General features: G+C 59.2%; 20 protein-coding genes and 1 pseudogene. 13 read left to right on the forward strand and 8 right to left on the reverse strand.

Annotated features, from left to right (window positions below; all coding sequences use genetic code 11):
* From radA to QZ268_RS15825, 10 genes are all read left to right on the forward strand, one after another.
* On the forward strand, positions 1 to 1,087 hold a 1,087-nt coding region (gene radA, locus QZ268_RS15780), incomplete at its 5' end, for a DNA repair protein RadA (RefSeq protein WP_295454542.1).
* A gap of 39 nt (positions 1,088 to 1,126) precedes the next feature.
* On the forward strand, positions 1,127 to 1,681 hold the full coding sequence (locus QZ268_RS15785; RefSeq protein WP_295454544.1) for a CvpA family protein: 555 nt from the start codon (positions 1,127 to 1,129) through the stop codon (positions 1,679 to 1,681).
* Positions 1,682 to 2,073: 392 nt separating this feature from the next.
* A complete protein-coding gene (locus tag QZ268_RS15790) occupies positions 2,074 to 2,775 on the forward strand; it encodes a Hint domain-containing protein (protein ID WP_295454546.1) in 702 nt (233 codons plus the stop codon).
* Positions 2,776 to 3,113: 338 nt separating this feature from the next.
* Positions 3,114 to 4,634: an amidophosphoribosyltransferase gene (gene purF / locus QZ268_RS15795; protein ID WP_295454547.1), complete on the forward strand. Its 1,521-nt coding sequence runs from the start codon at positions 3,114 to 3,116 to the stop codon at positions 4,632 to 4,634.
* Between the two features lie 224 nt (positions 4,635 to 4,858).
* Positions 4,859 to 5,401, forward strand: coding sequence for a DUF2199 domain-containing protein (locus tag QZ268_RS15800; protein ID WP_295454549.1), 543 nt, complete (start codon positions 4,859 to 4,861; stop codon positions 5,399 to 5,401).
* A 331-nt stretch (positions 5,402 to 5,732) separates the two neighbouring features.
* A complete protein-coding gene (locus tag QZ268_RS15805) occupies positions 5,733 to 5,999 on the forward strand; it encodes a hypothetical protein (protein WP_295454551.1) in 267 nt (88 codons plus the stop codon).
* Positions 6,000 to 6,111: 112 nt separating this feature from the next.
* Complete coding sequence (locus QZ268_RS15810) at positions 6,112 to 6,756, forward strand: SDR family NAD(P)-dependent oxidoreductase (RefSeq protein ID WP_295454553.1); 645 nt, start codon at positions 6,112 to 6,114, stop codon at positions 6,754 to 6,756.
* 337 nt (positions 6,757 to 7,093) lie between these two features.
* Positions 7,094 to 7,876: a 5'/3'-nucleotidase SurE gene (gene surE / locus QZ268_RS15815; protein WP_295454555.1), complete on the forward strand. Its 783-nt coding sequence runs from the start codon at positions 7,094 to 7,096 to the stop codon at positions 7,874 to 7,876.
* Positions 7,873 to 8,520, forward strand: coding sequence for a protein-L-isoaspartate(D-aspartate) O-methyltransferase (locus tag QZ268_RS15820; protein ID WP_027239780.1), 648 nt, complete (start codon positions 7,873 to 7,875; stop codon positions 8,518 to 8,520). The genes surE and QZ268_RS15820 overlap by 4 nt, the downstream gene beginning before the upstream one ends.
* 137 nt (positions 8,521 to 8,657) lie before the next feature.
* Positions 8,658 to 9,881 carry a peptidoglycan DD-metalloendopeptidase family protein gene (locus tag QZ268_RS15825; protein WP_295454557.1) on the forward strand — a complete coding sequence of 408 codons (1,224 nt, stop codon included), beginning with the start codon at positions 8,658 to 8,660 and terminating at the stop codon, positions 9,879 to 9,881.
* 125 nt (positions 9,882 to 10,006) lie between these two features.
* Here QZ268_RS15825 and QZ268_RS15830 read toward each other — a convergent pair whose 3' ends face one another.
* From QZ268_RS15830 to QZ268_RS15845, 4 genes are all read right to left on the reverse strand, one after another.
* Entirely contained in the window at positions 10,007 to 10,852 is an 846-nt protein-coding gene (locus QZ268_RS15830) for an ATP-binding protein (RefSeq protein ID WP_295454559.1), read from the reverse strand.
* A gap of 205 nt (positions 10,853 to 11,057) precedes the next feature.
* On the reverse strand, positions 11,058 to 12,002 hold the full coding sequence (locus QZ268_RS15835) for a twin-arginine translocase subunit TatC (protein WP_295454560.1): 945 nt from the start codon (positions 12,000 to 12,002) through the stop codon (positions 11,058 to 11,060).
* Positions 11,999 to 12,511, reverse strand: coding sequence for a Sec-independent protein translocase protein TatB (tatB, locus tag QZ268_RS15840; RefSeq protein WP_295454562.1), 513 nt, complete (start codon positions 12,509 to 12,511; stop codon positions 11,999 to 12,001). The genes QZ268_RS15835 and tatB overlap by 4 nt, the downstream gene beginning before the upstream one ends.
* A 6-nt stretch (positions 12,512 to 12,517) precedes the next feature.
* Positions 12,518 to 12,733 carry a twin-arginine translocase TatA/TatE family subunit gene (locus QZ268_RS15845; protein ID WP_295454564.1) on the reverse strand — a complete coding sequence of 72 codons (216 nt, stop codon included), beginning with the start codon at positions 12,731 to 12,733 and terminating at the stop codon, positions 12,518 to 12,520.
* A 220-nt stretch (positions 12,734 to 12,953) separates the two neighbouring features.
* Between QZ268_RS15845 and QZ268_RS15850 the strand changes: the two genes are divergently transcribed.
* Both QZ268_RS15850 and QZ268_RS15855 read left to right on the forward strand, forming a co-directional pair.
* Complete coding sequence (locus tag QZ268_RS15850) at positions 12,954 to 13,265, forward strand: hypothetical protein (RefSeq protein ID WP_295454566.1); 312 nt, start codon at positions 12,954 to 12,956, stop codon at positions 13,263 to 13,265.
* Positions 13,266 to 13,334: 69 nt separating this feature from the next.
* Positions 13,335 to 14,015: a YafY family protein gene (locus QZ268_RS15855; RefSeq protein ID WP_295454567.1), complete on the forward strand. Its 681-nt coding sequence runs from the start codon at positions 13,335 to 13,337 to the stop codon at positions 14,013 to 14,015.
* A 54-nt stretch (positions 14,016 to 14,069) separates the two neighbouring features.
* On the opposite strand, the gene QZ268_RS15860 is transcribed toward QZ268_RS15855, so the two are convergent.
* The 4 genes and pseudogenes from QZ268_RS15860 to QZ268_RS15875 all read right to left on the reverse strand — a co-directional run bounded on the left by QZ268_RS15860 (position 14,070) and on the right by QZ268_RS15875 (position 18,413).
* Entirely contained in the window at positions 14,070 to 15,197 is a 1,128-nt protein-coding gene (locus tag QZ268_RS15860; protein ID WP_295454569.1) for an ABC transporter ATP-binding protein, read from the reverse strand.
* A gap of 75 nt (positions 15,198 to 15,272) precedes the next feature.
* On the reverse strand, positions 15,273 to 16,322 hold the full coding sequence (locus QZ268_RS15865) for a methyltransferase domain-containing protein (RefSeq protein ID WP_295454571.1): 1,050 nt from the start codon (positions 16,320 to 16,322) through the stop codon (positions 15,273 to 15,275).
* Positions 16,323 to 16,479: 157 nt separating this feature from the next.
* Positions 16,480 to 17,598 (reverse strand): annotated as a pseudogene (locus tag QZ268_RS15870) (hypothetical protein).
* Positions 17,599 to 17,633: 35 nt separating this feature from the next.
* Positions 17,634 to 18,413 carry an SDR family oxidoreductase gene (locus QZ268_RS15875; RefSeq protein WP_295454572.1) on the reverse strand — a complete coding sequence of 260 codons (780 nt, stop codon included), beginning with the start codon at positions 18,411 to 18,413 and terminating at the stop codon, positions 17,634 to 17,636.
* Between the two features lie 309 nt (positions 18,414 to 18,722).
* On the opposite strand from QZ268_RS15875, the gene QZ268_RS15880 reads away from it, so the two are divergent.
* Entirely contained in the window at positions 18,723 to 19,733 is a 1,011-nt protein-coding gene (locus tag QZ268_RS15880; RefSeq protein ID WP_295454573.1) for a Hint domain-containing protein, read from the forward strand.
* Positions 19,734 to 19,765: the final 32 nt, after the last annotated feature.

The following is a 19,765-nucleotide window of genomic DNA, read 5'->3' on the forward strand; positions in this document are numbered from 1 at the left end:
CGGCGGTGATCCCGGCATAGGCAAATCCACCATTTTACTGCAAGTCACGGGACGATTGGCGGCGCTCGGTCTGAAAACCGCCTATATCTCCGGCGAAGAATCAACAGGGCAAGTGCAAAGACGGGCCAAGCGGTTAGGGCTTTCCGGTAATCCGGTGTCTTTGGCGGCGGAAACGTCTCTTGGGCCTATACTGGATGCCTTGATGAAGAACCGCCCGGACGTGGTGGTTATCGACTCTATCCAAACCCTTTGGACAGATCAGCTCGGCGCCGCGCCCGGTACTGTGGCGCAAGTAAGGGCCTGCGCGCAGGAATTGACCCGATTTGCCAAGAAGACCGGGGCCTGCGTTATTCTGGTTGGTCACGTCACCAAGGACGGCCAGATTGCCGGGCCTCGGGTTGTGGAACATATGGTCGACACGGTGCTCTATTTTGAAGGCGAGCGGGGGCATCAGTTCCGCATTCTTCGGGCAGTGAAAAACCGCTTTGGCCCGGCGGATGAGATTGGCGTCTTTGAAATGACCGGCTGCGGCCTGGCCGAGGTCACCAATCCTTCGGCGCTGTTCCTGTCGGACCGCGGCGAGCCGTCAGCTGGTTCTGTCGTCTTTGCCGGCATTGAAGGCACCCGCCCGGTTCTGGTCGAAATGCAGGCGCTGGTGGCGCCCTCGCCCCATTCGCAGCCGCGCCGCGCCGTGGTGGGCTGGGACAGTTCCCGCCTGGCGATGATTCTTGCCGTGCTAGAAGCGCGGTGTGGCATTCCTTTTGCCGGGTTGGATGTCTATCTCAATGTGGCGGGTGGGATGAAAATCACCGAACCCGCAGCCGACCTGGCGGTGGCAGCTGCCCTGCTCAGCGCCCGTGAAGATGTCGCCCTGCCCGCAGATACCGCTGTTTTTGGAGAAATATCGCTGTCTGGGGCCCTTCGTCCGGCCCCACAGACCGAAAACCGGTTGAAAGAGGCGCAAAAACTTGGTTTCACCTCTGCAATAGCTCCAAGTGGTGGCAAATCCATTTCGATCAAGGGTCTTGGCCTGCGCCGAGCCTCAGATCTGGCGGGATTTGTTGGCGAATTCTTTGGAGCCGGCTAGAGTTGCCGAAATTTTATCGCAGGCTAACGGGCGAGGGTTATGGAAGGTTTCACTATTATTGACGGGGTTGTGGCCCTGGTCATCGTATTATCGGCGCTTCTGGCCTATTCGCGTGGCTTTGTCCGCGAAGCTATGGCCATTGCGGGCTGGATCGCAGCCGGCATCCTTGCCTTTATGTTCGCCCCTCAGGTCGAACCGCTGATGGCAGAGATCCCGGTTGTTGGCGAATTCATCTCTGACAGTTGCGAACTCTCGATCATTGCCGCCTTTGCCGCCGTGTTTGCGGTGGCGCTGATTGTGGTGTCCTTCTTCACGCCACTGTTCTCATCGCTGGTCCAGCGATCTGCGCTTGGCGGCTTGGACCAGGGGGCCGGTTTCTTCTTTGGCGTCTTGCGTGGCATCCTGCTCGTGGCGATTGCCTTTTTCCTCTATAATGTGGTGATGACCGGGCAGAGCTTTACAATTGTTGACGAGAGCCGCTCGGCGGTGGTGTTTGAACAGATGATTGGCAAGATCGAAGACCGCAATCCTGAGCAGGCCCTCGGCTGGGTGACCCAGCAGTACGAGGCCTTGATCGGCTCTTGCGGCAGCTAACACCTGATCTGTTTACCAAGGTAAACCAGCATGATTTTGAAAGGGCGCCTTATTGGCGCCCTTTTTCTATGGTGCTGCAAAGACTTCACAGCTTTATCCACAGACCACCCAACGACAGGTTAATGCCTCCGGTTAACCTTTAACCTTTTGTTAACCATTAAGAATCATTTTTTCTGGTCGCATTTTGAAACTTCGAATTTTCGTGATTTTCTTAAAAAATCCTCAAGCAGCCCCACTCAATGGTTAACAAAGGCGCAAAAAACGCGCTTTTGTTGCGAAAAATGGGGGCAAGAACGGAATTGGCCGCACCCCTGCCCCATTTCCGTCCCAATTCGAGGGCCAGATAGGATCAACAAAACGAACAGGCACTCTCGCTCAGAAGGATCGACACCATGCTCCTGGATCATTTCAACACTTTCGCCGATTATCAGCCGGTTGGCCTTTTGTTGGATTTCCCAATGGTGCGTCCCGAACCAGAGGTTCAGGCGCCGCAGCGGAGCAAGACTGGTGGCTTTCTGCCGCAGACACTGGTGGAAACCGATCGCGGCTTTGTGCAGGCCCGGGACGTTAAGCCAGGCGATATGGTCTACACCTTCGACGGTGGCTGCCAGGAAGTCGAGACCGTTCGCCACGCGGTGCCCCGTCTGACCACAATGATGCATGTTCCTGCCGGAGCCCTGGGCAATGACTGTGACCTGCAACTTCCAGCCGATCAAATGGTCGCGCTTGAAATCGACGCAGCCGAGCGCCTGTTTGGTCTGCCCCTGGTTCTGGTGAAACTGATTTCCCTAGCCGGCCACAAAGGTATCAAAGCCCTGAGCCCAGAACGCCTGGGCCGGATCCACATTGAATGCGCCGAAGAAGAGTTGATCTGGGCCGAAAGCGGCATGTTGATCCAGGCCGGAACAGGCGGGCCGGATGGTGCTTTCAAAGAGCTGTCCCTGGCGGAAACCCGTCAGATCCTGGCCAGCGATGAGGGCCGCGCACTAGCCCTGACCGGTGTTCAAGAAGAAGAAGCCGAGTTCCCTGACCTGCTGAAGGATCTGCTGGCTGGGTCAAAGACCGCCCCCAACACCGCGCCAAAGGCTGCCTGAGCAGACCCTTTCCCAAAGTTTTCCTCCCCCCCTCGGGCGGCCTTGTCACAAAAGGGTCGCCCATTTTCTTGTCTGCAGTGGCGCTGCTGCTGGGCACGAGCCTTGCCCGTTCTTGGCCGCAGCCGGTCCGCAGCAACTCCCCACGGTTGTGATGGGGCATAAAAACTCCCTCATTGCTGACAAAACTGTTCCCAACACCAAGAAAATGACGCAGAAAAATCCATGCTTTCTTCTGTATTCTACGGCCTATCCAAGCTAGGAAGCCTGCAGCAGTATCCAGGCTGGGACCTGGTCTGCAGCAACCGACAGCAACGCTACAGCGAAATTGGAGTCATTCAATGTGCGGGATTTTGGGGATCGCAAGCCGACAGCACGAGGTTTTTGCGGAACTTTATGATGGGTTGCTCATGCTGCAACACCGCGGCCAGGATGCATCGGGCATTGTGACCTACACGGGCGAGTTCTTTCGCGAGAGCAAAGCCAACGGTCTGGTCAAAGATGTATTCAATGCCTCCGATGCAGAGACCCTGCGCGGCAAGGTGGGCATCGGACATGTAAGATACCCCACGGCGGGGTCACTCAGCGCCTCTGAGGCGCAGCCCTTTTTCGTCAATGCGCCCTATGGTATCTATCTGGTTCACAACGGAAATATTACAAATACAGCAGAGCAGCGTGACAAGGTAACAGCCAAATACAGCCGCCATCTGCGCACCACCTCGGATTCCGAAATCCTGCTCAATGTGCTGGCTGACAAGATCTCTGACAGCATCAAGGTCAATGGCACGGTCGACCCGATCCGCAATCTTTTTGCCGGGGTGAAAATGACCATGGAGCGCATTCAGGGCGCCTATTCGGTGATCTGCATGGTCGCAGGTGTCGGCATGCTGGCCTTCCGCGACCCCCACGGTATTCGCCCCCTGTCCATTGCCCGCCGTGAGGCCGAAGGCGACGGCGATGACTACGCCTTTGCCTCTGAGGACGTGGCTTTTGGCATCAACGGCTTTGAAAAACTGCGCGATGTGGCCCCTGGCGAGGCGATTCTCATTGATCTGGACGGCAATATGCACAGCTTCCAGGCGGTCGAAGGCACCCTGACCCCCTGTATCTTTGAATATGTCTATCTGGCGCGTCCCGATTCGATGCTGGATGGTATTTCGGTCTATAAAACCCAGCTGCGCATGGGGCAGACGCTGGCAAAACAGATCATCGAGGCCGACCTGGAAATCGACTGCATCATCCCGGTGCCGGATTCCGCCCGCCCCGTGGCGCTGGAAGTGGCCAACTCCATGGGCATTCGTTACCGCGAAGGTCTGGTAAAGAATCGCTACATCGGGCGGACTTTCATCATGCCCGGTCAGGCAGAGCGGCAAAAATCGGTCCGCCGCAAGCTGAACGCCATTCCGCTGGAGATGAAGGGGCTGAATATCATGCTCATTGATGATTCCATCGTGCGCGGCAACACCATCCAGAAGATCGTCCAGATGTGCCGCGATGCCGGCGCCAAGAAGGTCTATATCGCCTCTGCCTCGCCACCGGTTAAATACCCCAATGTCTATGGCATCGACATGCCTACCAAGCATGAGCTGATCGCAGACGGGCGCAGCACCGAAGAAATTCGCGAAGAGCTGGGCGCCGATGCGCTTATTTATCAGCGGCTTGAAGATCTGGTTTGGGCAGCCAAAGAGGGCAACAAGGACATCGACACCTTTGATTGCTCTTGTTTTGACGGCCAATATGTCACCGGCAGTGTCTCAAACGACTACCTGGATTCGCTCGAAAGCAGCGGCCGGGTGAGCAAAAAGATCCAAGACATGCCAGCCCCCGGAGAATCCTGGAACAGCATGAAATTGGCAACCTGAACCAAAAGATCCCCCTGCAGGTGCCGGGCCTCGCCTCTCTGGTGACGCCCGGCAGCTGTGCCATCACACGAGGGGTTTGAACTTGCCGGCTAAGCAGGATATGAGAGCCCCAACGTCATAGGGAGAGGCGCTGATCACACAGATCGGCGCCTCTCCTGTGTTTTGCTACCTGCTCTGTTCGAGCTCTACGAAAGACCCGCCACTTGGACGCACATCTTGCCAGAATGCTGACTTCCTCGCGCCAGTGTCGCTGCTGCGGCGCGACCTTTGCGCAATTGCTCAGCCTCAGCTGCGACCGACCAGACCAGTGTCCCGAAGACCTAGTGGTACAGGATAATTCGGCGGTTCTGGCGCAGACCGGTGATGTGCTCACCGATGACTTTTGCCGCATTGGGGATCTGCGGTTTGTCCGGGCGGTTCTGGCGATCCCTCTGGCCGACAGCGATGGGCAGGAGTTCATTTTGGGCACCTGGGCCAATCTCGGGGTTGAAGATTTTGACGCCTACCTCGACCTGTTGGACATGCAGGAGACCGAAAGCCTTGGCAGTCGGCCGGCCTGGCTGGCCAATGCTATCCCGCCCGACAACGGCACCCCCGTTGCCTGCATGCTGCATATGCGCCCCGAGGGCCAATATCCTGAACTACAGGTGTCAGAGCCCAACAACCCGCTCGCTCCCCTGCAAAACCAGGGCGCGCAGCTGGAAGAGTTGTTTGAGCTGCTCCATACCTATGGCCATGATCTGGCCTCTCTGGTCTATGATTCCTGACCGACATCCGGCCAGCCCTGACCTGGGTTACACCAAGCGCTTTCAAGAGGGCTGCGGCCTGTGATCCAGACCAGCCCTGCCCCTGCAGGCCTGTCGGCAAAAGCCCGCCCGTTTTCCACCCCCTTAGCATGGCTTTGCCGATAGTCCGCTCCGCAGGATCGGCCCACTCAAATTTGCCCCTCGCCCCCAGCGGCGGCAGCCCATATCTGCGCTTAGATCCCTTTCACGGCGTGGTTCTCCCCCCTCGTCACCAGTGCCCGGCCCTCAGGCTTGTCGGCCTCCCTCCTGTTATCGTCGCTGCCCCCCGCAGCTGCGCCATAAAAAGTAAGACATGACACAAACCAGCCCAGAAACGCCTTCACGCGTTGCCAAAGAAGCCACCCAGACCAATATGATTGCATCCAGAGGCCTCAGCCTGCTTGGCCTCTTTGGGGTCGAAAATGATCTACAGGCCATGGTGCGCCTGCCCAGCGGTCGGGTAAAGACCATCAAAACCGGCAGCCGGCTGGTCCAGGGCCGCGTGCTGGGGATTGATCCGGGCGGCATTGTCCTGGAAAAATCTGGCCGCAGTAGCCGGATCGAAATGCCCGGCGGTTGAGCACTTGATCCGGGGCGGTCAGCGCCCTTCCCATGCGACGCATCCATAATCCAGGCGGCTCCTCCAAGATGGAGACTTGACCCCCTGCCTCAAGCGGATCAAAAGACGGCCCATGACACAGAAAATCGCTCTTATCACCGGCGCATCTCGCGGCCTGGGGGCTGCCCTGGCCGAAGCCTTGGCGCCAACGCATCATATCGTCGCTGTTGCGCGCACTACCGGTGCGCTTGAGGAGCTTGATGATCGCATCAAGGCGCTGGGTGGGTCGGCTACATTGGCGCCGATGGATATTACCCAGCCCGCAGCCATGGCAACCCTGTGCCGTGGGATCCATGATCGCTGGGGACAGCTGGATCTTTGGCTGCACACGGCGATCCATGCTGCTCCGCTCAGCCCGGCGCCTTCCGTCGGAGAAAAGGACTGGGCAAAATCCATCGCGGTCAATGCCACAGCGCCTTCGATCCTTATTCCCTATGTGGCCCCCCTGTTGGGACGCAGCGGTCAGGCGGTGTTTTTTGATGATCCCCGTGCGGGCGAAAAGTTCTTTGGCACCTACGGCGCCAGCAAGGCAGCCCAAATGGCGCTGGCACGCAGCTGGCAGGCTGAAACAGTCAAAACCGGACCGGTGGTGAAGATACTGCAGCCGCAGCCAATGCCCACCGCCCTGCGCGCCCGCTTCTTCCCTGGTGAGGACCGCGCACCGCTGGCCGACATCCACGCCGAAGCCGCACGCCTGCTCACGGATATTCAGGGCTAGGCCAGCTCAACAAAACCACAACGCCCCAGCGCAGCGCCCAACCCTTTGGCGGCGCGGGGGTATTGCCCAACATTACCGCCTCCCATCAGGCCAACGCCAGTTTTCAACCGCAGGCGCAGCCTGCCGGGCCCAAGGGGAGAGGGGCTTTGCACAAGCCCCGATCTGCGCGGGAGCCCCCCCTTTTTTTGTCGTTGAAGGTTTGCATTTGGCCTATCCCCGGCCAAACCTGTGGCACAGCTACCAGATCCGCCGCAGCTTCCGGTCTCCTGACGAGCCGAAACACTTGCCCCCAATTGTACCAATGCCTATTCAGATCTCAACAGCTGCGGGGGATTTTATGCGCATTCTCATCACCAATGACGACGGCATCAGTGCACCTGGGCTTGTCGTGCTTGAACAGATCGCTCAGGATCTCGCCGGACCTGATGGCGAAGTCTGGACCGTAGCGCCTGCCTTTGAACAATCAGGCGTTGGCCATTGCATCAGCTATACGCGCCCCTCCATGCTCAGTCAGCTGGGGCCGCGGCGCTATGCTGCCGAAGGCTCCCCTGCCGATTGCGTTCTGGCCGGTATCCATGTGGCAATGAAGGACAACCGCCCGGATCTGGTGCTTTCCGGCGTGAACCGTGGCAACAACTCGGCTGAAAATGCGCTCTACTCAGGCACCCTGGGCGGAGCGATGGAAGCCGCCTTACAGGGCATTCCCGCCATCGGGTTGTCGCAGTATTTTGGCCCTCATAACAAAGATCTCGATGATCCCTTTGAGGCCGCAGCCCAACACGGGGCAGAGGTTGTGCGCAAGGTCCTGGCAGCAGAGCCACAGGACCAGCAAGATTACCGGCTGTTTTATAATATCAACTTCCCCCCCGTTCCCGCCGACGCGGTCAAAGGCACCCGGGTGGTGCGCCAGGGTTTCCGCCGTGGCACTCACTTTTCAGCCGAAGAGCAGCTTTCTCCAAACGGGCGCCGCTACCTGTGGATCCGTGGCGGTGATCAGCACATTCAGACCGCGCCTGATAGCGACGCCAGCGTCAACCTGAATGGCTATGTCTCGGTGACCCCAATGCGCGCCGATCTGACCGCCCATGATATGTTATATGCGTTCACAGGAATCGAATGACCAGCCCCGACCCCGAGACAAAGATGCAGTTTCTGTTTGCCCTGCGCTCGCGCGGGGTGACCGACAGCCGGGTGCTGGAGGCCATGGAGCAGATTGACCGGGGTCCCTTTGTCCGCGGCATCTTTTCCGAACGCGCCTATGAGGACACGCCGCTGCCGATTGCCTGCGGCCAGACCATCTCTCAGCCTTCGGTGGTTGGCCTGATGACCCAGGCCCTGCAGGTCTCGCCACGCGACACCGTGCTGGAGGTCGGCACTGGCTCGGGATATCAGGCCGCCATTCTGGCGAAGCTGGCCCGGCGGGTCTATACCATCGACCGCCATGCCCGCCTGGTGCGCGAAGCCCGAATGATTTTTGATGCCCTGCAGCTGCCAAATGTGACCTCGCTGGTGGGGGATGGCAGTTTTGGCCTGCCCGATCAGGCGCCTTTTGACCGGATCATTGTCACTGCCGCTGCCGAAGATCCCCCCGGCCCCTTGCTGGCGCAGCTCAAACCCGGCGGTATCATGGTTGTTCCCGTCGGCCAGTCCGACACGGTGCAGACCCTGATCAGGGTGCGCAAATCCGAAGACGGTCTCGATTATGATGAACTGCGGCCCGTCCGGTTTGTTCCCCTGCTGGAAGGATTGGGCAAAGAAGCCTAAATTCAGGCAAACTGGCGCCGATTGCCCCCTGAGCTGCAGAAAACCATTGACCTGCAGTCGCGCAGCAGCACAAGAGGCCATAAAACCGGCAAAGATCCGGCGCGTTTAAAAACACGACACGAAATGAGGATAGCATGATGACAGGCAGCCCTTCTAGCAGCGCCAGACTTCGATTCGCGGGTCGACGCATGGCGCTTGCCTCGCTTCCTGTGCTGGCTCTTCTTGCCGGATGTGATGGACCGCTGGATTATGATCTGCGCGGACAGATCGGCGGCTTCAACACCACCGCCGCAGCCCAGACCGCCACCACCCATCGCCCGGCGGCGGATGCCCGTGGCTTGATCACCTATCCCTCCTACCAGGTTGCGGTGGCAGAGCGCGGCGACACGGTCTCGGATGTGGCCACCCGCATTGGTCTGCCCGTGGGGGAAATTTCCCGGTTCAATGGCATGCAACCCGGGGACACCCTGCGCAAGGGCGAAATCATCGCCCTGCCCCGGCGCGCCCCGGACAGCCTGCCTGCCGCAGACGGCAGCACGTCGCCTGGCGGTGTCGACATTGCCTCCCTTGCAGGCAGCGCCATTGATGCATCCCCGACAACCTCGCCCAATCCCGGCTCGGTGACCACCACCGACCTGCAACCCACAGCGCCGGAGCGCCCTGCCGCCGTTCAGGCAGGCCCCGAACCCGTGCGCCACAAGGTGGTGCGCGGTGAAACTGCCTATACGATCTCCCGGCTCTATCAGGTGCCGGTCAAATCTCTGGCAGAATGGAACGGTTTGGGCAGCGATTTTGCCATTCGCGAGGGCCAACACTTGCTGATCCCGCTCAAAGACCAGCAGCGTTCCCGCACCCCGGTGGTCCCGGCCACCACCGCCCCCGGCGAGGGCAGCGCCACGCCAACGCCGCCAAGTGCAACCAAGCCGCTGCCCGAGGAAGACCTGGCACCCGCCAATGTGGCCTCCCAAAACCTGCCCACCGTTGATGTACCAGCCCCCAGCCGCGCCAGCCAAAGCGCCATGGCCTACCCGGTTCAGGGGAAAATCGTGCAGACCTACGCCCAGGGGCGCAACGACGGGATCGACATCGCCGCCGCCTCAGGCGCACCGGTAAAGGCGGCTGAATCCGGCACCGTTGCCGCCATCACCAAGGATTCTAAAAACATCCCGATCATTGTCATCCGCCATGATCCGCAATTGCTAACCATCTATGCAAATGTCGACAAAATTCTGGTCAGCAAAGGCGACCGGGTAAAGCGCGGCCAGACCATAGCCAACCTGCAAGAGATCGAAGGCGCAACCCTGCATTTTGAGGTCCGCAACGGCTATGACAGCCTCGACCCACTGCCCTATCTAAACTAACTGCCCCCTGATCCGCAGTGCGGGCGGTTTCCCGAACAGGTCACCTGCCAAAAAAACAAAGCTCCAGCCGTGCTTAGACAGGGCTGGAGCTTTGACTGTGCGGTCTTTTTGGTCTTGCTCCGCCGCTACCCGGTCAAGGCAACCCCGTGACGCCCCGCCAAATCGGTGAAAAACTGCCAGGCCACCCGGCCAGAGCGCGCCCCGCGTGTCGCCTGCCATTCAATGGCTTCGGCGCGCATGGCCTCGGCGTCGACCGTCACACCATAGGCGCTGCAATAGCCTGAAATCATGGCAAGATATTCATCCTGATCGCAGGGGTGAAAGCCCAGCCACAGCCCAAAGCGATCAGACAGCGACACCTTCTCCTCCACCGCCTCCGAAGGATTGATGGCGCTGGAACGCTCATTTTCGATCATGTCGCGCGGCATCAAATGGCGCCGGTTAGACGTGGCAAAGAACACCACATTGTCAGGCCGCCCCTCAATGCCCCCATCCAGCACTGCCTTCAGGCTTTTGTAGTGCTGGTCATCATGGCTAAAGGACAGGTCATCACAAAACAGGATAAACCGGTACGGCGCCTGGCGCAGGTGGTTCAGCAACCGCGCCACCGAAGGCAGATCTTCACGCTGCAACTCCACCAACTTGAGATCGCCGTGATCCGGCAACAACGCCCCGTGGATGGCCTTTACCAGGCTGGACTTCCCCATGCCCCGCGCCCCCCACAACAAGGCGTTATTGGCCGCCTCGCCGCGGGCAAAACGACGGGTGTTTTCCAACAGGGTATCGCGGGCGCGTTCAATACCAACCAGCAGATCAAGATCCACCCGGTTCACCCGCTCAACCGGCTGCAGCCGGTCGGGGGCGACATGCCAGACAAAGGCCGAAGCCGTGCCAAAATCCGGTGCTGCCAGAGGCGCCGGAGACATCCGCTCCAGAGCATCAGCAATGCGTGTCAGTGTTTTTTCGTCCATGTCCTGCCTCCGTCAATAGCTGCGGTTTTGAAAGCACGTTCCTTCATTGGCGGCAAGTGGCTCTGTCGCCTGCGCCGGGTATTGCGCAAACCCACCCCTTCTGTCTCGAGAGCTCAGCGCCTAATCTTGCAGCCTCCAATCCGGCACAAAAAAGGGCGCGCCAGTTCTCACCAGCGCGCCCCTTATCTGTCAAACCATTGCGGCCCTACTTGTCTTCATCCTCGTCGAACTCAGCCATCAAAGGATCATCATACTCATCATCATAATAGCCCTCTGCCCGCAGCTTCTCTTCGCGCTTGGCCTCAACCCGGCGCACCAGGAAGATCGAGATCTCATAGAGACCATAGACCACCACAAAGAGGATCAACTGAGTGATCACATCCGGCGGTGTCACCAGCGCGGCCAGCACCAGAATGGCAACAACCGCATATTTGCGCATCGCCCCCAGCCCATCAGAACTGACCAGGCCAGCCTTCCCCATCAGGGTCAGCAACACCGGCAACTGAAAGCACAGGCCAAAGGCCATGATGAATTTCAGGGTGATATCCAGGCTCTCATTCACCTTGCCAAAGAAGGTGATTTTGACCCCATCCGTGGTGGCAGGCACGACAGCTGTATCGACGTTTACGCCATCCGGCAGGGTTACAGCCACATCTCCAGCCGCCTTGGAAATCAGGTTGGCAAAGATCGAGCTGACATCCGCAAAGCCGAGGAAAAACTGCATCGCCAGGGGGGTCACCACCAGTTGGGCAAAGGTCGCGCCCAACAGGAACATGAAAGGCGAGGCAACCAGAAAGGGCAGAAACGCGCCTTTTTCCGTCTTATAAAGGCCCGGCGCCACAAACCGCCACAGCTGGTAGCCGATCATCGGAAAGGACAGCGCAAAGCCAAAGACCATGGAAATCCGAAACAGGGTGAACAGATATTCCTGCGGCGAGGTATATTGCAACGTCGGCGAAGGATCACCCAGCGCCCGCAGGGTCTGTTCGATCGGCTGCACCAGGAATTGCAGGATCGGCTCGGCCACGACAAAGGCCAGGATGACCCCTACCGCAAAGGCGAGCACCGACCGGATCAAGCGGGTCCGCAGCTCGGCCAGATGCTCGATCAGCGGGGCGGTTGAGTCTTCAACCTCTTCGCTATGGCTCATGTTTTGGCCTCACTTCCGTCAGAGGGTGCCACTGCTGGCTCGGCGCTGCTTGGCTGTTCCGGCGCGCGATCCACCGCGGCTTCTGCCGCTTCGGCATGGGCCAGGGCTTCGGTTGCTTCCTGTGCCTTGCGTTCGGCTGCGGCACGCGCGGTTGCGGCTTGAATTTTCTTGGCGTCCTTGGCCCGTTCAGCAGCCAGTTTCCCGGTTTCTGACTCCGGTTTGTAAGAGGTCGGATCAATGGATCTTGCCATATCCTGCGCCGCCTCTTTCACCCCGTCCATAGCCGAACCAACAGGATTGGTCGCAGCCTTCAGCCCCTTGGCCACATCCCGCACGCCGCTTTCGTCAGCAGCGTCGTTCATCGCAGAGCTGAACTCGCGCGCCATGCCCTTGGCCTTGCCCACAAACCTGCCGACATTTCGAAACATCACCGGCAGGTCCTTGGGCCCGACGACAATCAGCGCCACGACGCCAATAACCAGTAGTTCGGTCAACCCAAGATCAAACATCGGCGCTTACGCCTTGTCTTTGTCAGCTTCGGGGGTCACGTCCTTGGCTTCAGTGGCCGCATCTTCTTCCAGCTCGGCGGAGCCTTCACTGACGCCTTTTTTGAACGATGTAATGCCCTTGCCGACTTCGCCCATCAGCGAGCTGATTTTACCGCGACCAAACAGCACCAGAACCACAACAGCGATGAGCAGGATGCCTGGAAGACCAATATTGTTAAGCATGTGAATCTCTCCTTCACTTTGCCAATGCGCAGTGCATCGGCTGACTATTCCTCTGACCACAGGTCTACGCAGCTCCTGTGTCGGCGCAAAGAGCCCGCAGCCGCTTTGCCCCCGGTGCAGGATGCAAAAACAGTTTTTTTCAGTCACAGGCAAACACAACTGACAGGTTTATGTCAGTTGCCCCTTGTTAGAGACCCCACATCAACAAAAGGAGTTTGATATGACACAACACGTCGCCGAAACCGTCACCTTTACCCTCAATGAAGGCGTCACGCCTGAGCAATTCGTCCAGCTGAGCAAGGCCAGCGAGGGCTTTGTGCGCGCCAATCCCGGCTTTGTCTTTCGCCGCCTCAGCTGTGGCAGCGACGGCTCCTGGACCGACACGGTGATCTGGAAAGACATGCAAACCGCGCTGGAGGTGGCGGATAGTTTTGGCAAACAGGATTTTGCCCCGGCCCTGATGGCAGCGATTGCGCCAGACAGCGTCTCCATTCGCCATGAAACCATTCTCTGGACCCTGATGCCAAACTGATCTGGAACTGTTTCTGGTGGGGGCCGCCTGTCTTGACGCGGCCCCCACCTCTGCGCCAAGGGTAGTCCCATGCGCCGCACCGACCGTCTTTTTGAAATCATCCAGATCCTGCGCGATGGCAAACTCCATCGCGCCCAGGATATTGCCGCGCAGCTAGAGGTCTCCACCCGCACTATCTACCGCGATATGGACACGCTGGTGGCCTCTGGTGTGCCGGTGGAGGGAGAGCGCGGTGTCGGCTATCTGGTGCGCGAACAGATTACCCTGCCGCCCCTGACCCTCACCCCGGCAGAGCTGGAAGCCCTGAACCTTGGCATGGCCATCGTGGCAGAGGCGGCGGATGCGGATCTGAAAGCCGCGGCACAGGCCCTGGCCGCCAAGGTCGATGCGGTTTTGCCAACCGAGGTGATTGCCGAGGCCGACGCCTGGAAATTTGCCGTCTACCCCTTTGCCGATGTGGCCCGTGGCTTTGCCCATATGCCCACCCTGCGCGCCGCGATCAAATCCCGGCAAAAGCTGGCGCTGCGGTATCGCCGCCTTGATGGCACCCTGACGGATCGCACCATCCGGCCGCTGCATATGGAGTATTGGGGGCGTGTCTGGACCCTGACGGCCTGGTGCGAGACACGCGGTGATTTCCGGGTGTTTCGCGTTGATCTGATCGAAGAGGTGCGCGCCCTGCCCGAACTGTTCCTGGATGAACCCGGAAAAACCCTGGCGGATTACGACCCCCACCGCGACAAGAGCTGAAGCCAGATCTCGACGATTCTTAACGGGTCTTGCCTTGGCTGATCTTGCCTTGGCTCAGGCAGGGAAAACGAAACAGCGGTTGCGCGGCACGGTTAGCCACATCACCCGGCCCACCTCTGGCAGGAACACCCGTGGCACCGTCACCTTAAGCACCGATCCATCATAGTCCATCTGGAATTCCACCAGGCTTTCATGGCCAAGATAGCGCGCCCGTTTCACCACAGCGCGGGCTGGTACACCGTCGGTGGCGGTGGGCAGCGGTCCCCTGCCAGCGCGGTCAAAATCGATCCGAACATGTTGCGGGCGAAAGACAATTTCCACATCCGTGCGATCTGCGATGCCCGGCGCCAGGAATTGACCAAAGGGCGTATCGGCTAACGCTCCGTTAACTTGTGACTTCAACACATTGATATCACTAAAGAACGCGACTGATGCCTTGTCGCTGGGGCGGGTATAGACATTATATGGCGCGCCCTGCTGGACAATCTTGCCACCACGCATCAGCGCGATCTCATCCGCCATTCGCATGGCCTCTTCCGGCTCATGGGTGACCAGCAAAACGGCGGTGTCTTCTTCTTTCAGCAGGGTCAGCGTCTCGTCGCGGATGCCATCACGCAACCGGTTGTCCAGCCCAGAAAAAGGCTCATCCATCAGCATGATGCGCGGACGTGGTGCCAGCGCCCGCGCCAAGGCGACACGCTGCTGCTCCCCGCCGGACAGCTGGTGAGGATAGTCGTCAATGAACCGCGTCAGCGATACCTTTTGCAGCAACTCCTCGACCCGGAGGCGTTTTTCATCCTTGCTGCCCTTCAGCCCAAAGGCGACGTTATCGGCGACGCTGAGATGGGGAAACAAGGCAAAGTCCTGAAACATCAGGCCAATCTCTCGCCGCTCTGGGGGAACCCTAAATACCGTGTCGCAGATCAGCTTGCCATCCACGTAGATCTCGCCGCTGTCCTGCATCTCAACCCCGGCGATCATCCGCAGGGTGGTGGACTTACCGCAGCCCGAAGGCCCAAGCAGGCAGGTCACCTGCCCCGCCTGAATCTGCAAGGACACATCATCCACCACCGCGCGGCCATCAAAATAGCGATGGATATTGCGGATCTCCAGCCGCGGATGCGACTTAGGCCCAGTCGCAACGGACTGGGAACCCTGAGAGTGGGGGGATGCTGTGCTCATGCGGCCTCGCAAGCTGCGCCGGTTAACGAACGGCTTTAGCGGCAAATACCAACCAGGCGCGCGCCGCGCAAGTGCTCAGCAGCAGGCCGCGGCTGTGCCTTCGGGATCCAACCCAGTAAAGGGAGAATTGCCACCGCAGCCTGCAAAGATACCGTAGTGATTGGAGAAATCACCAATAAAGTCAAAATGCGGTTCCAGCCGCGTGTCCTTGAGCATCATCCAGGTATTGCCGCAGACCGGAAAGACCTTCCCCGCCTCGATCACGTGATGATCATCCAAACGCAGGGCATGGGGCGCATGGGGAATTGTGCCTTTATAGATCACCGCCTGGCCGTAGTCTTCGCAGTCAGTTTCCAACGCCGGCAACTTGAACAACCGATAGGTCGCCGACAGGAAGCTGAGCGGCGCCACGCGGGCTTCCAGCTTGGGGTTTTCTATGGTCAGGGGCCGCGCCGTCACCATGCGCGGGTCATTGAATCCCGCTCCCTTGGCCAGGGTCAGGAAATCATTCCAATACAGCGCCCCGGACAAACATTCCCCGTAGAGCACCTCATCCCGAGCCATGGCTTCGGGCACCCGGCGGTCAGCATAGACATCGGAGAAATACATCTCTCCGCCGTCTTTCAGTAGATGATAGGCGCCACGCAGCACCGCGGCCTTATCCGTGGCCAGATTAATCACGCAGTTGGAAACGATAATATCAAAAGAGCCCGGCTCCAGGTCCAGCTCTTCCAGTGTTTCGATAAACCCGTGGTGGAACTCCACGTTTGAGCTGTCATGGCCAAAGGCCTCGGCGTGGAAATCCTGATGGCGGCGGGCCACATCCAGTTGCGCCGGGGTCATATCCACACCGACAACCCGGCCCCTAGGCCCCACCATTTTTGACAGCGCATAGACATCGCGCCCGGCCCCACAGCCAAGATCCAGAATACGCGCGCCTTCCAGCGCCTCAGGCGCGATCAAGCCGCAGCCATAGTAGCGCGTCAGCACCTCATCGTGGATCTGCGACAGCACCTCTTTGACGTGATCCGGGATGTCATCCGGGGTGCAGCAGGCATTGGTCTGCAAATCCTCGCTGCCCTGGAGCACTTCGCCATAGTAGTTCTGCACGGATTCATGGGACATCGGGGGCTTCTCCAAAGTGGCGCGTTCTTAGCAATCAGCCCGGACAGGTCTTCCAGAGCCACTCTCCGGGCTATCTTGCCCGGTCGCCGCCGACAAGAGTGCGGGCGCATTGCTAACAAATCTGTGACAGAAGGTGAGCATCAGGACGTTAGGGGTATCATGGCGTCAGCTCAAAGCTGTCCTGCGCGGCGACGCGGCCATTGACCAGAACCTCGACCTCATGCCTGCCGGGATGCAGCTTAAACGTCGTGGCGTCGCCCTTTAGCCGATGTCGTTTTGTCAACGTCACAGGAGACCCTTTTAACTCAGTCTGTTTGAGCTTGAACACCTTTTGCGAGGCTTTTCCCGTAGCCCGCGGGAAACGCACCCGGTAGTCGACCAGAACCGGCAAATCACCGGGCGCAGAGAGGGTTACCTCAAAGTTCAGGACATCGCCTATTTTAACTTTTTTTGTTTCAATTCATACACTTACAGTGACTTCTGCATCCGGGTCATACCCCAATACCCGCAGGGCGCGCGGGTGGCCTGATTTCACCAATCCACGGCAGGCATGGGCGGTCAACCAGCTGAGTTCTTTGTCCTGCTGCTGCCCCAACGCGCGCCAATCTTGCAGCACATCCAAAACCAGATCCGGGTCTTTCTTGCTGATATCATTCAAATGATTGGCCACGGATCGGGTCACATAGCGGGTCGGGTCGCTGTGCAGCTGTTGCAAAAGCGGTAGCGGGGTACGCAGATCCAGGGAAACTCCCTGTCCCCAGGGCAGACGCGGCCGGGTGCCTTCGCTCACCAGGCGGCGGACATGGTAGCTGGGATGACTGGCCCAGTCCTGCATACGTGTCAGTGTCAAATCAGGATGTTCGTTTAAAAACGGTCGGATAGCCCATTCCATTGAGAAACGTTGCGTAACCTCCCCCAACAGGTCCAGCGCCAGTTCCGGGTCACTCTCCAGCCCGCGTGCGACAATGAACTCCCCCAGGGGTGCAAAAATGAAATCGCCAAAGTCATCATCGGTCTTGCTGGGGTCCAGCGGAGGTGGCAAGGCGCGCAGGATATGTGGCGCCACCTCAGAAAGCGGCCCTTGCAGATGCTGCCCCAACACCTCGGCGATCCAGCTGATGCGGGCCTTCAGCTCTAGCGGCAAAAGCCCCGCCATGACCTCGACTTCAAAGTGATCAGGTTTAAAACCCGGCACCGCCTCGGCAAAAAGACCCGCCAGATAGCGGGTCTTCTCGATGTTGAACAATTGGTCCTTCAGGGAAAACCCGCTGGCCATGGACATACTCCAAAAATGTTCGGTAATGTAAATTATTACAGGGTTGCGTTGGTTGAACCGCCATCAAGAAGGATGTTTTGTCCAACGATAAAACCAGCGTGTTGCGAACACAGGAAGGCGCAGGTGGCACCAAATTCCGTGCGCGATCCATAGCGCCCGGCCGGAATGGTTGCGGCGCGCTGCGCCTTGGCTTCTTCCATGGTGATGCCCTGCTGGGCGCTGACACCGCTATCCAGCGAGACCGCACGATCGGTGGCATGAATGCCGGGCAGCAGGTTGTTGATGCAAACCCCGCTGCCAGCCACCTGACGCGCGGTGCCCGCCACATAGCCTGTCAGACCGGCACGGGCCGAATTGGACAGACCCAGCACAGCAATGGGGGCTTTGACTGATTGCGAGGTGATGTTCACCACCCGTCCCCAGCCCCGGTCCATCATCCCAGGGAGGAGCGCCTTCATCAGGGCGATAGGCGCCAGCATATTGGCGTCCAGAGCCTTGATAAAGTCGTCACGCTCCCAGTCCGACCACAGGCCGGGAGGCGGCCCACCAGCATTGGTCACTAAAATATCGATATCCGTGGCCGCAGCCAGCAGCTTTGCCTGACCTTCGCTGGTGGTGACATCCGCCACCACGGTTTCAACCTCAACGCCGTAAGCGTCGCGGATCGATTGCGCTGCCTGCACCAGTGCCTCTTCGCCCCGTGCGTTCATCACCAGGTTGACGCCCGCTTCCGCCAGCGCCTCAGCGCAGCCCAGTCCCAGACCTTTGCTGCTGGCACAGACCAATGCTCGTTTTCCCGCGATTCCTAGATCCATTCCTTACCTCCAATGGGTCATTCTTGTGATTTGGCACAGAGTGCACTGCCCCCCCGTCAATGGCCAGCCCTGAAACGCGCAACAGGTCGGCGCTTGGCGACTGTTTGACTGGCAGGTTAACTGGCAGAGTTTGGGGCGCTAAACTGGGCGTCAGAAAGGCCACGCTTTGCAAAATTAACGCCTTGTCAGGAATTCTGCCCGTAATTGTCGGTATCATGCCATAATTCACTGCTAGACCCGCTATGCAGTCCCCGGGCATCCGACGATGTCCACGCCCTGCACCGCATCAGACCAACCACCGGAGCTCCCGTGTCCACACCAGATCGCGCCATCCAATCGATCCCGGCCTATCCCGCTGACCAGTTTCAGGTGGAGATTGGGGCCAATATGGGCGACGGCCTGAGCGTCATGGATGAGCTGATCCTGGATGACATCTACCAGCTGTCCCCGACGGCTCATGCCAAACGGTTGGGATTGGCCAGCGGTGCGGACGGCAGTTTTTACATCGCCCAGGATACCGAACTCGGCATGGCGGGCGCCCAGCTGCATCTGGACTGTGTTGTAACCTTGATGCCGAACGCAGGTAACAACATTGAGGCCCTGGTCATGGTCGAAGTCGACCATGAGGGGCTGATCGCGGCGATTTATCTGGTGCCTATGGCGCCAATGGGCATCCAGCAAAGCTATACGCTGGTGCGCGCCGAACAAGACAGCGCCCGGCGCAAACTGGCACAGATGGCCTGCGTTTCCTTTACCCGCGGCACCCGGATCACCATGGCCACCGGCGCGCAAAAACCAATCGAGGATCTGAAACCCGGAGACCGCATCCTGACCCGCGATGAAGGCGTGCAAGAGCTGCGCTGGATCGGCCAGACCACCTCGCGCGCTGTCGGGCGCATGGCGCCGGTGCTGATCCGCGCCGGGGTTTTGAACAATGCCGCCGACCTGTTGGTCAGCCCCGACCATCGTCTGATGGTCTATCAACGCCATGATGAATTGGGCACCGGCAGCCCCGAATTGCTGGTACGGGCGCGGAATCTGGTCAATGGCGACAGCGTAGTGGTGCAGGATGGCGGCTTTGTCGACTATTTCCAGCTGCTGTTTGATCGCCATCACATTGTCTACGCCGAGGGCATCGCCGCCGAGAGCCTGTTTCTGGACCCGATGACCCAATCAGCCCTTCCGGATGAGATCCTGGATCGCATCTCCCCTACCTTAGAAATTGGCCAGCGCCGCGACGCCCATGGTATCGAGGTACAAAAATCCCTGCTCGACCGCCCCGACGCCGTCAGCCTGCTGAAACGCGCTTCCCTGCGGTAGCCAGGCCTTGTGCCCCAACCTCGCCGAGCCCA

Source organism: uncultured Pseudophaeobacter sp. (genome assembly GCA_905479575.1).
Lineage (GTDB): Bacteria > Pseudomonadota > Alphaproteobacteria > Rhodobacterales > Rhodobacteraceae > Pseudophaeobacter.

Excerpts from the sequence above, each read along its gene's own strand:
- QZ268_RS15825 (WP_295454557.1), top strand. The coding sequence starts at position 8,658 with ATGACAGGCAGCCCTTCTAGCAGCGCCAGACTTCGATTCGCGGGTCGA.
- tatB (WP_295454562.1), bottom strand. The coding sequence starts at position 12,511 with ATGTTTGATCTTGGGTTGACCGAACTACTGGTTATTGGCGTCGTGGCG.
- QZ268_RS15865 (WP_295454571.1), bottom strand. The coding sequence starts at position 16,322 with ATGTCCCATGAATCCGTGCAGAACTACTATGGCGAAGTGCTCCAGGGC.
- surE (WP_295454555.1), top strand. The coding sequence starts at position 7,094 with ATGCGCATTCTCATCACCAATGACGACGGCATCAGTGCACCTGGGCTT.
- QZ268_RS15855 (WP_295454567.1), top strand. The coding sequence starts at position 13,335 with ATGCGCCGCACCGACCGTCTTTTTGAAATCATCCAGATCCTGCGCGAT.
- QZ268_RS15860 (WP_295454569.1), bottom strand. The coding sequence starts at position 15,197 with ATGAGCACAGCATCCCCCCACTCTCAGGGTTCCCAGTCCGTTGCGACT.
- purF (WP_295454547.1), top strand. The coding sequence starts at position 3,114 with ATGTGCGGGATTTTGGGGATCGCAAGCCGACAGCACGAGGTTTTTGCG.
- QZ268_RS15785 (WP_295454544.1), top strand. The coding sequence starts at position 1,127 with ATGGAAGGTTTCACTATTATTGACGGGGTTGTGGCCCTGGTCATCGTA.
- QZ268_RS15805 (WP_295454551.1), top strand. The coding sequence starts at position 5,733 with ATGACACAAACCAGCCCAGAAACGCCTTCACGCGTTGCCAAAGAAGCC.
- QZ268_RS15830 (WP_295454559.1), bottom strand. The coding sequence starts at position 10,852 with ATGGACGAAAAAACACTGACACGCATTGCTGATGCTCTGGAGCGGATG.
- QZ268_RS15845 (WP_295454564.1), bottom strand. The coding sequence starts at position 12,733 with ATGCTTAACAATATTGGTCTTCCAGGCATCCTGCTCATCGCTGTTGTG.
- QZ268_RS15790 (WP_295454546.1), top strand. The coding sequence starts at position 2,074 with ATGCTCCTGGATCATTTCAACACTTTCGCCGATTATCAGCCGGTTGGC.
- QZ268_RS15850 (WP_295454566.1), top strand. The coding sequence starts at position 12,954 with ATGACACAACACGTCGCCGAAACCGTCACCTTTACCCTCAATGAAGGC.
- QZ268_RS15835 (WP_295454560.1), bottom strand. The coding sequence starts at position 12,002 with ATGAGCCATAGCGAAGAGGTTGAAGACTCAACCGCCCCGCTGATCGAG.
- QZ268_RS15810 (WP_295454553.1), top strand. The coding sequence starts at position 6,112 with ATGACACAGAAAATCGCTCTTATCACCGGCGCATCTCGCGGCCTGGGG.
- QZ268_RS15875 (WP_295454572.1), bottom strand. The coding sequence starts at position 18,413 with ATGGATCTAGGAATCGCGGGAAAACGAGCATTGGTCTGTGCCAGCAGC.
- QZ268_RS15800 (WP_295454549.1), top strand. The coding sequence starts at position 4,859 with ATGCTGACTTCCTCGCGCCAGTGTCGCTGCTGCGGCGCGACCTTTGCG.
- QZ268_RS15820 (WP_027239780.1), top strand. The coding sequence starts at position 7,873 with ATGACCAGCCCCGACCCCGAGACAAAGATGCAGTTTCTGTTTGCCCTG.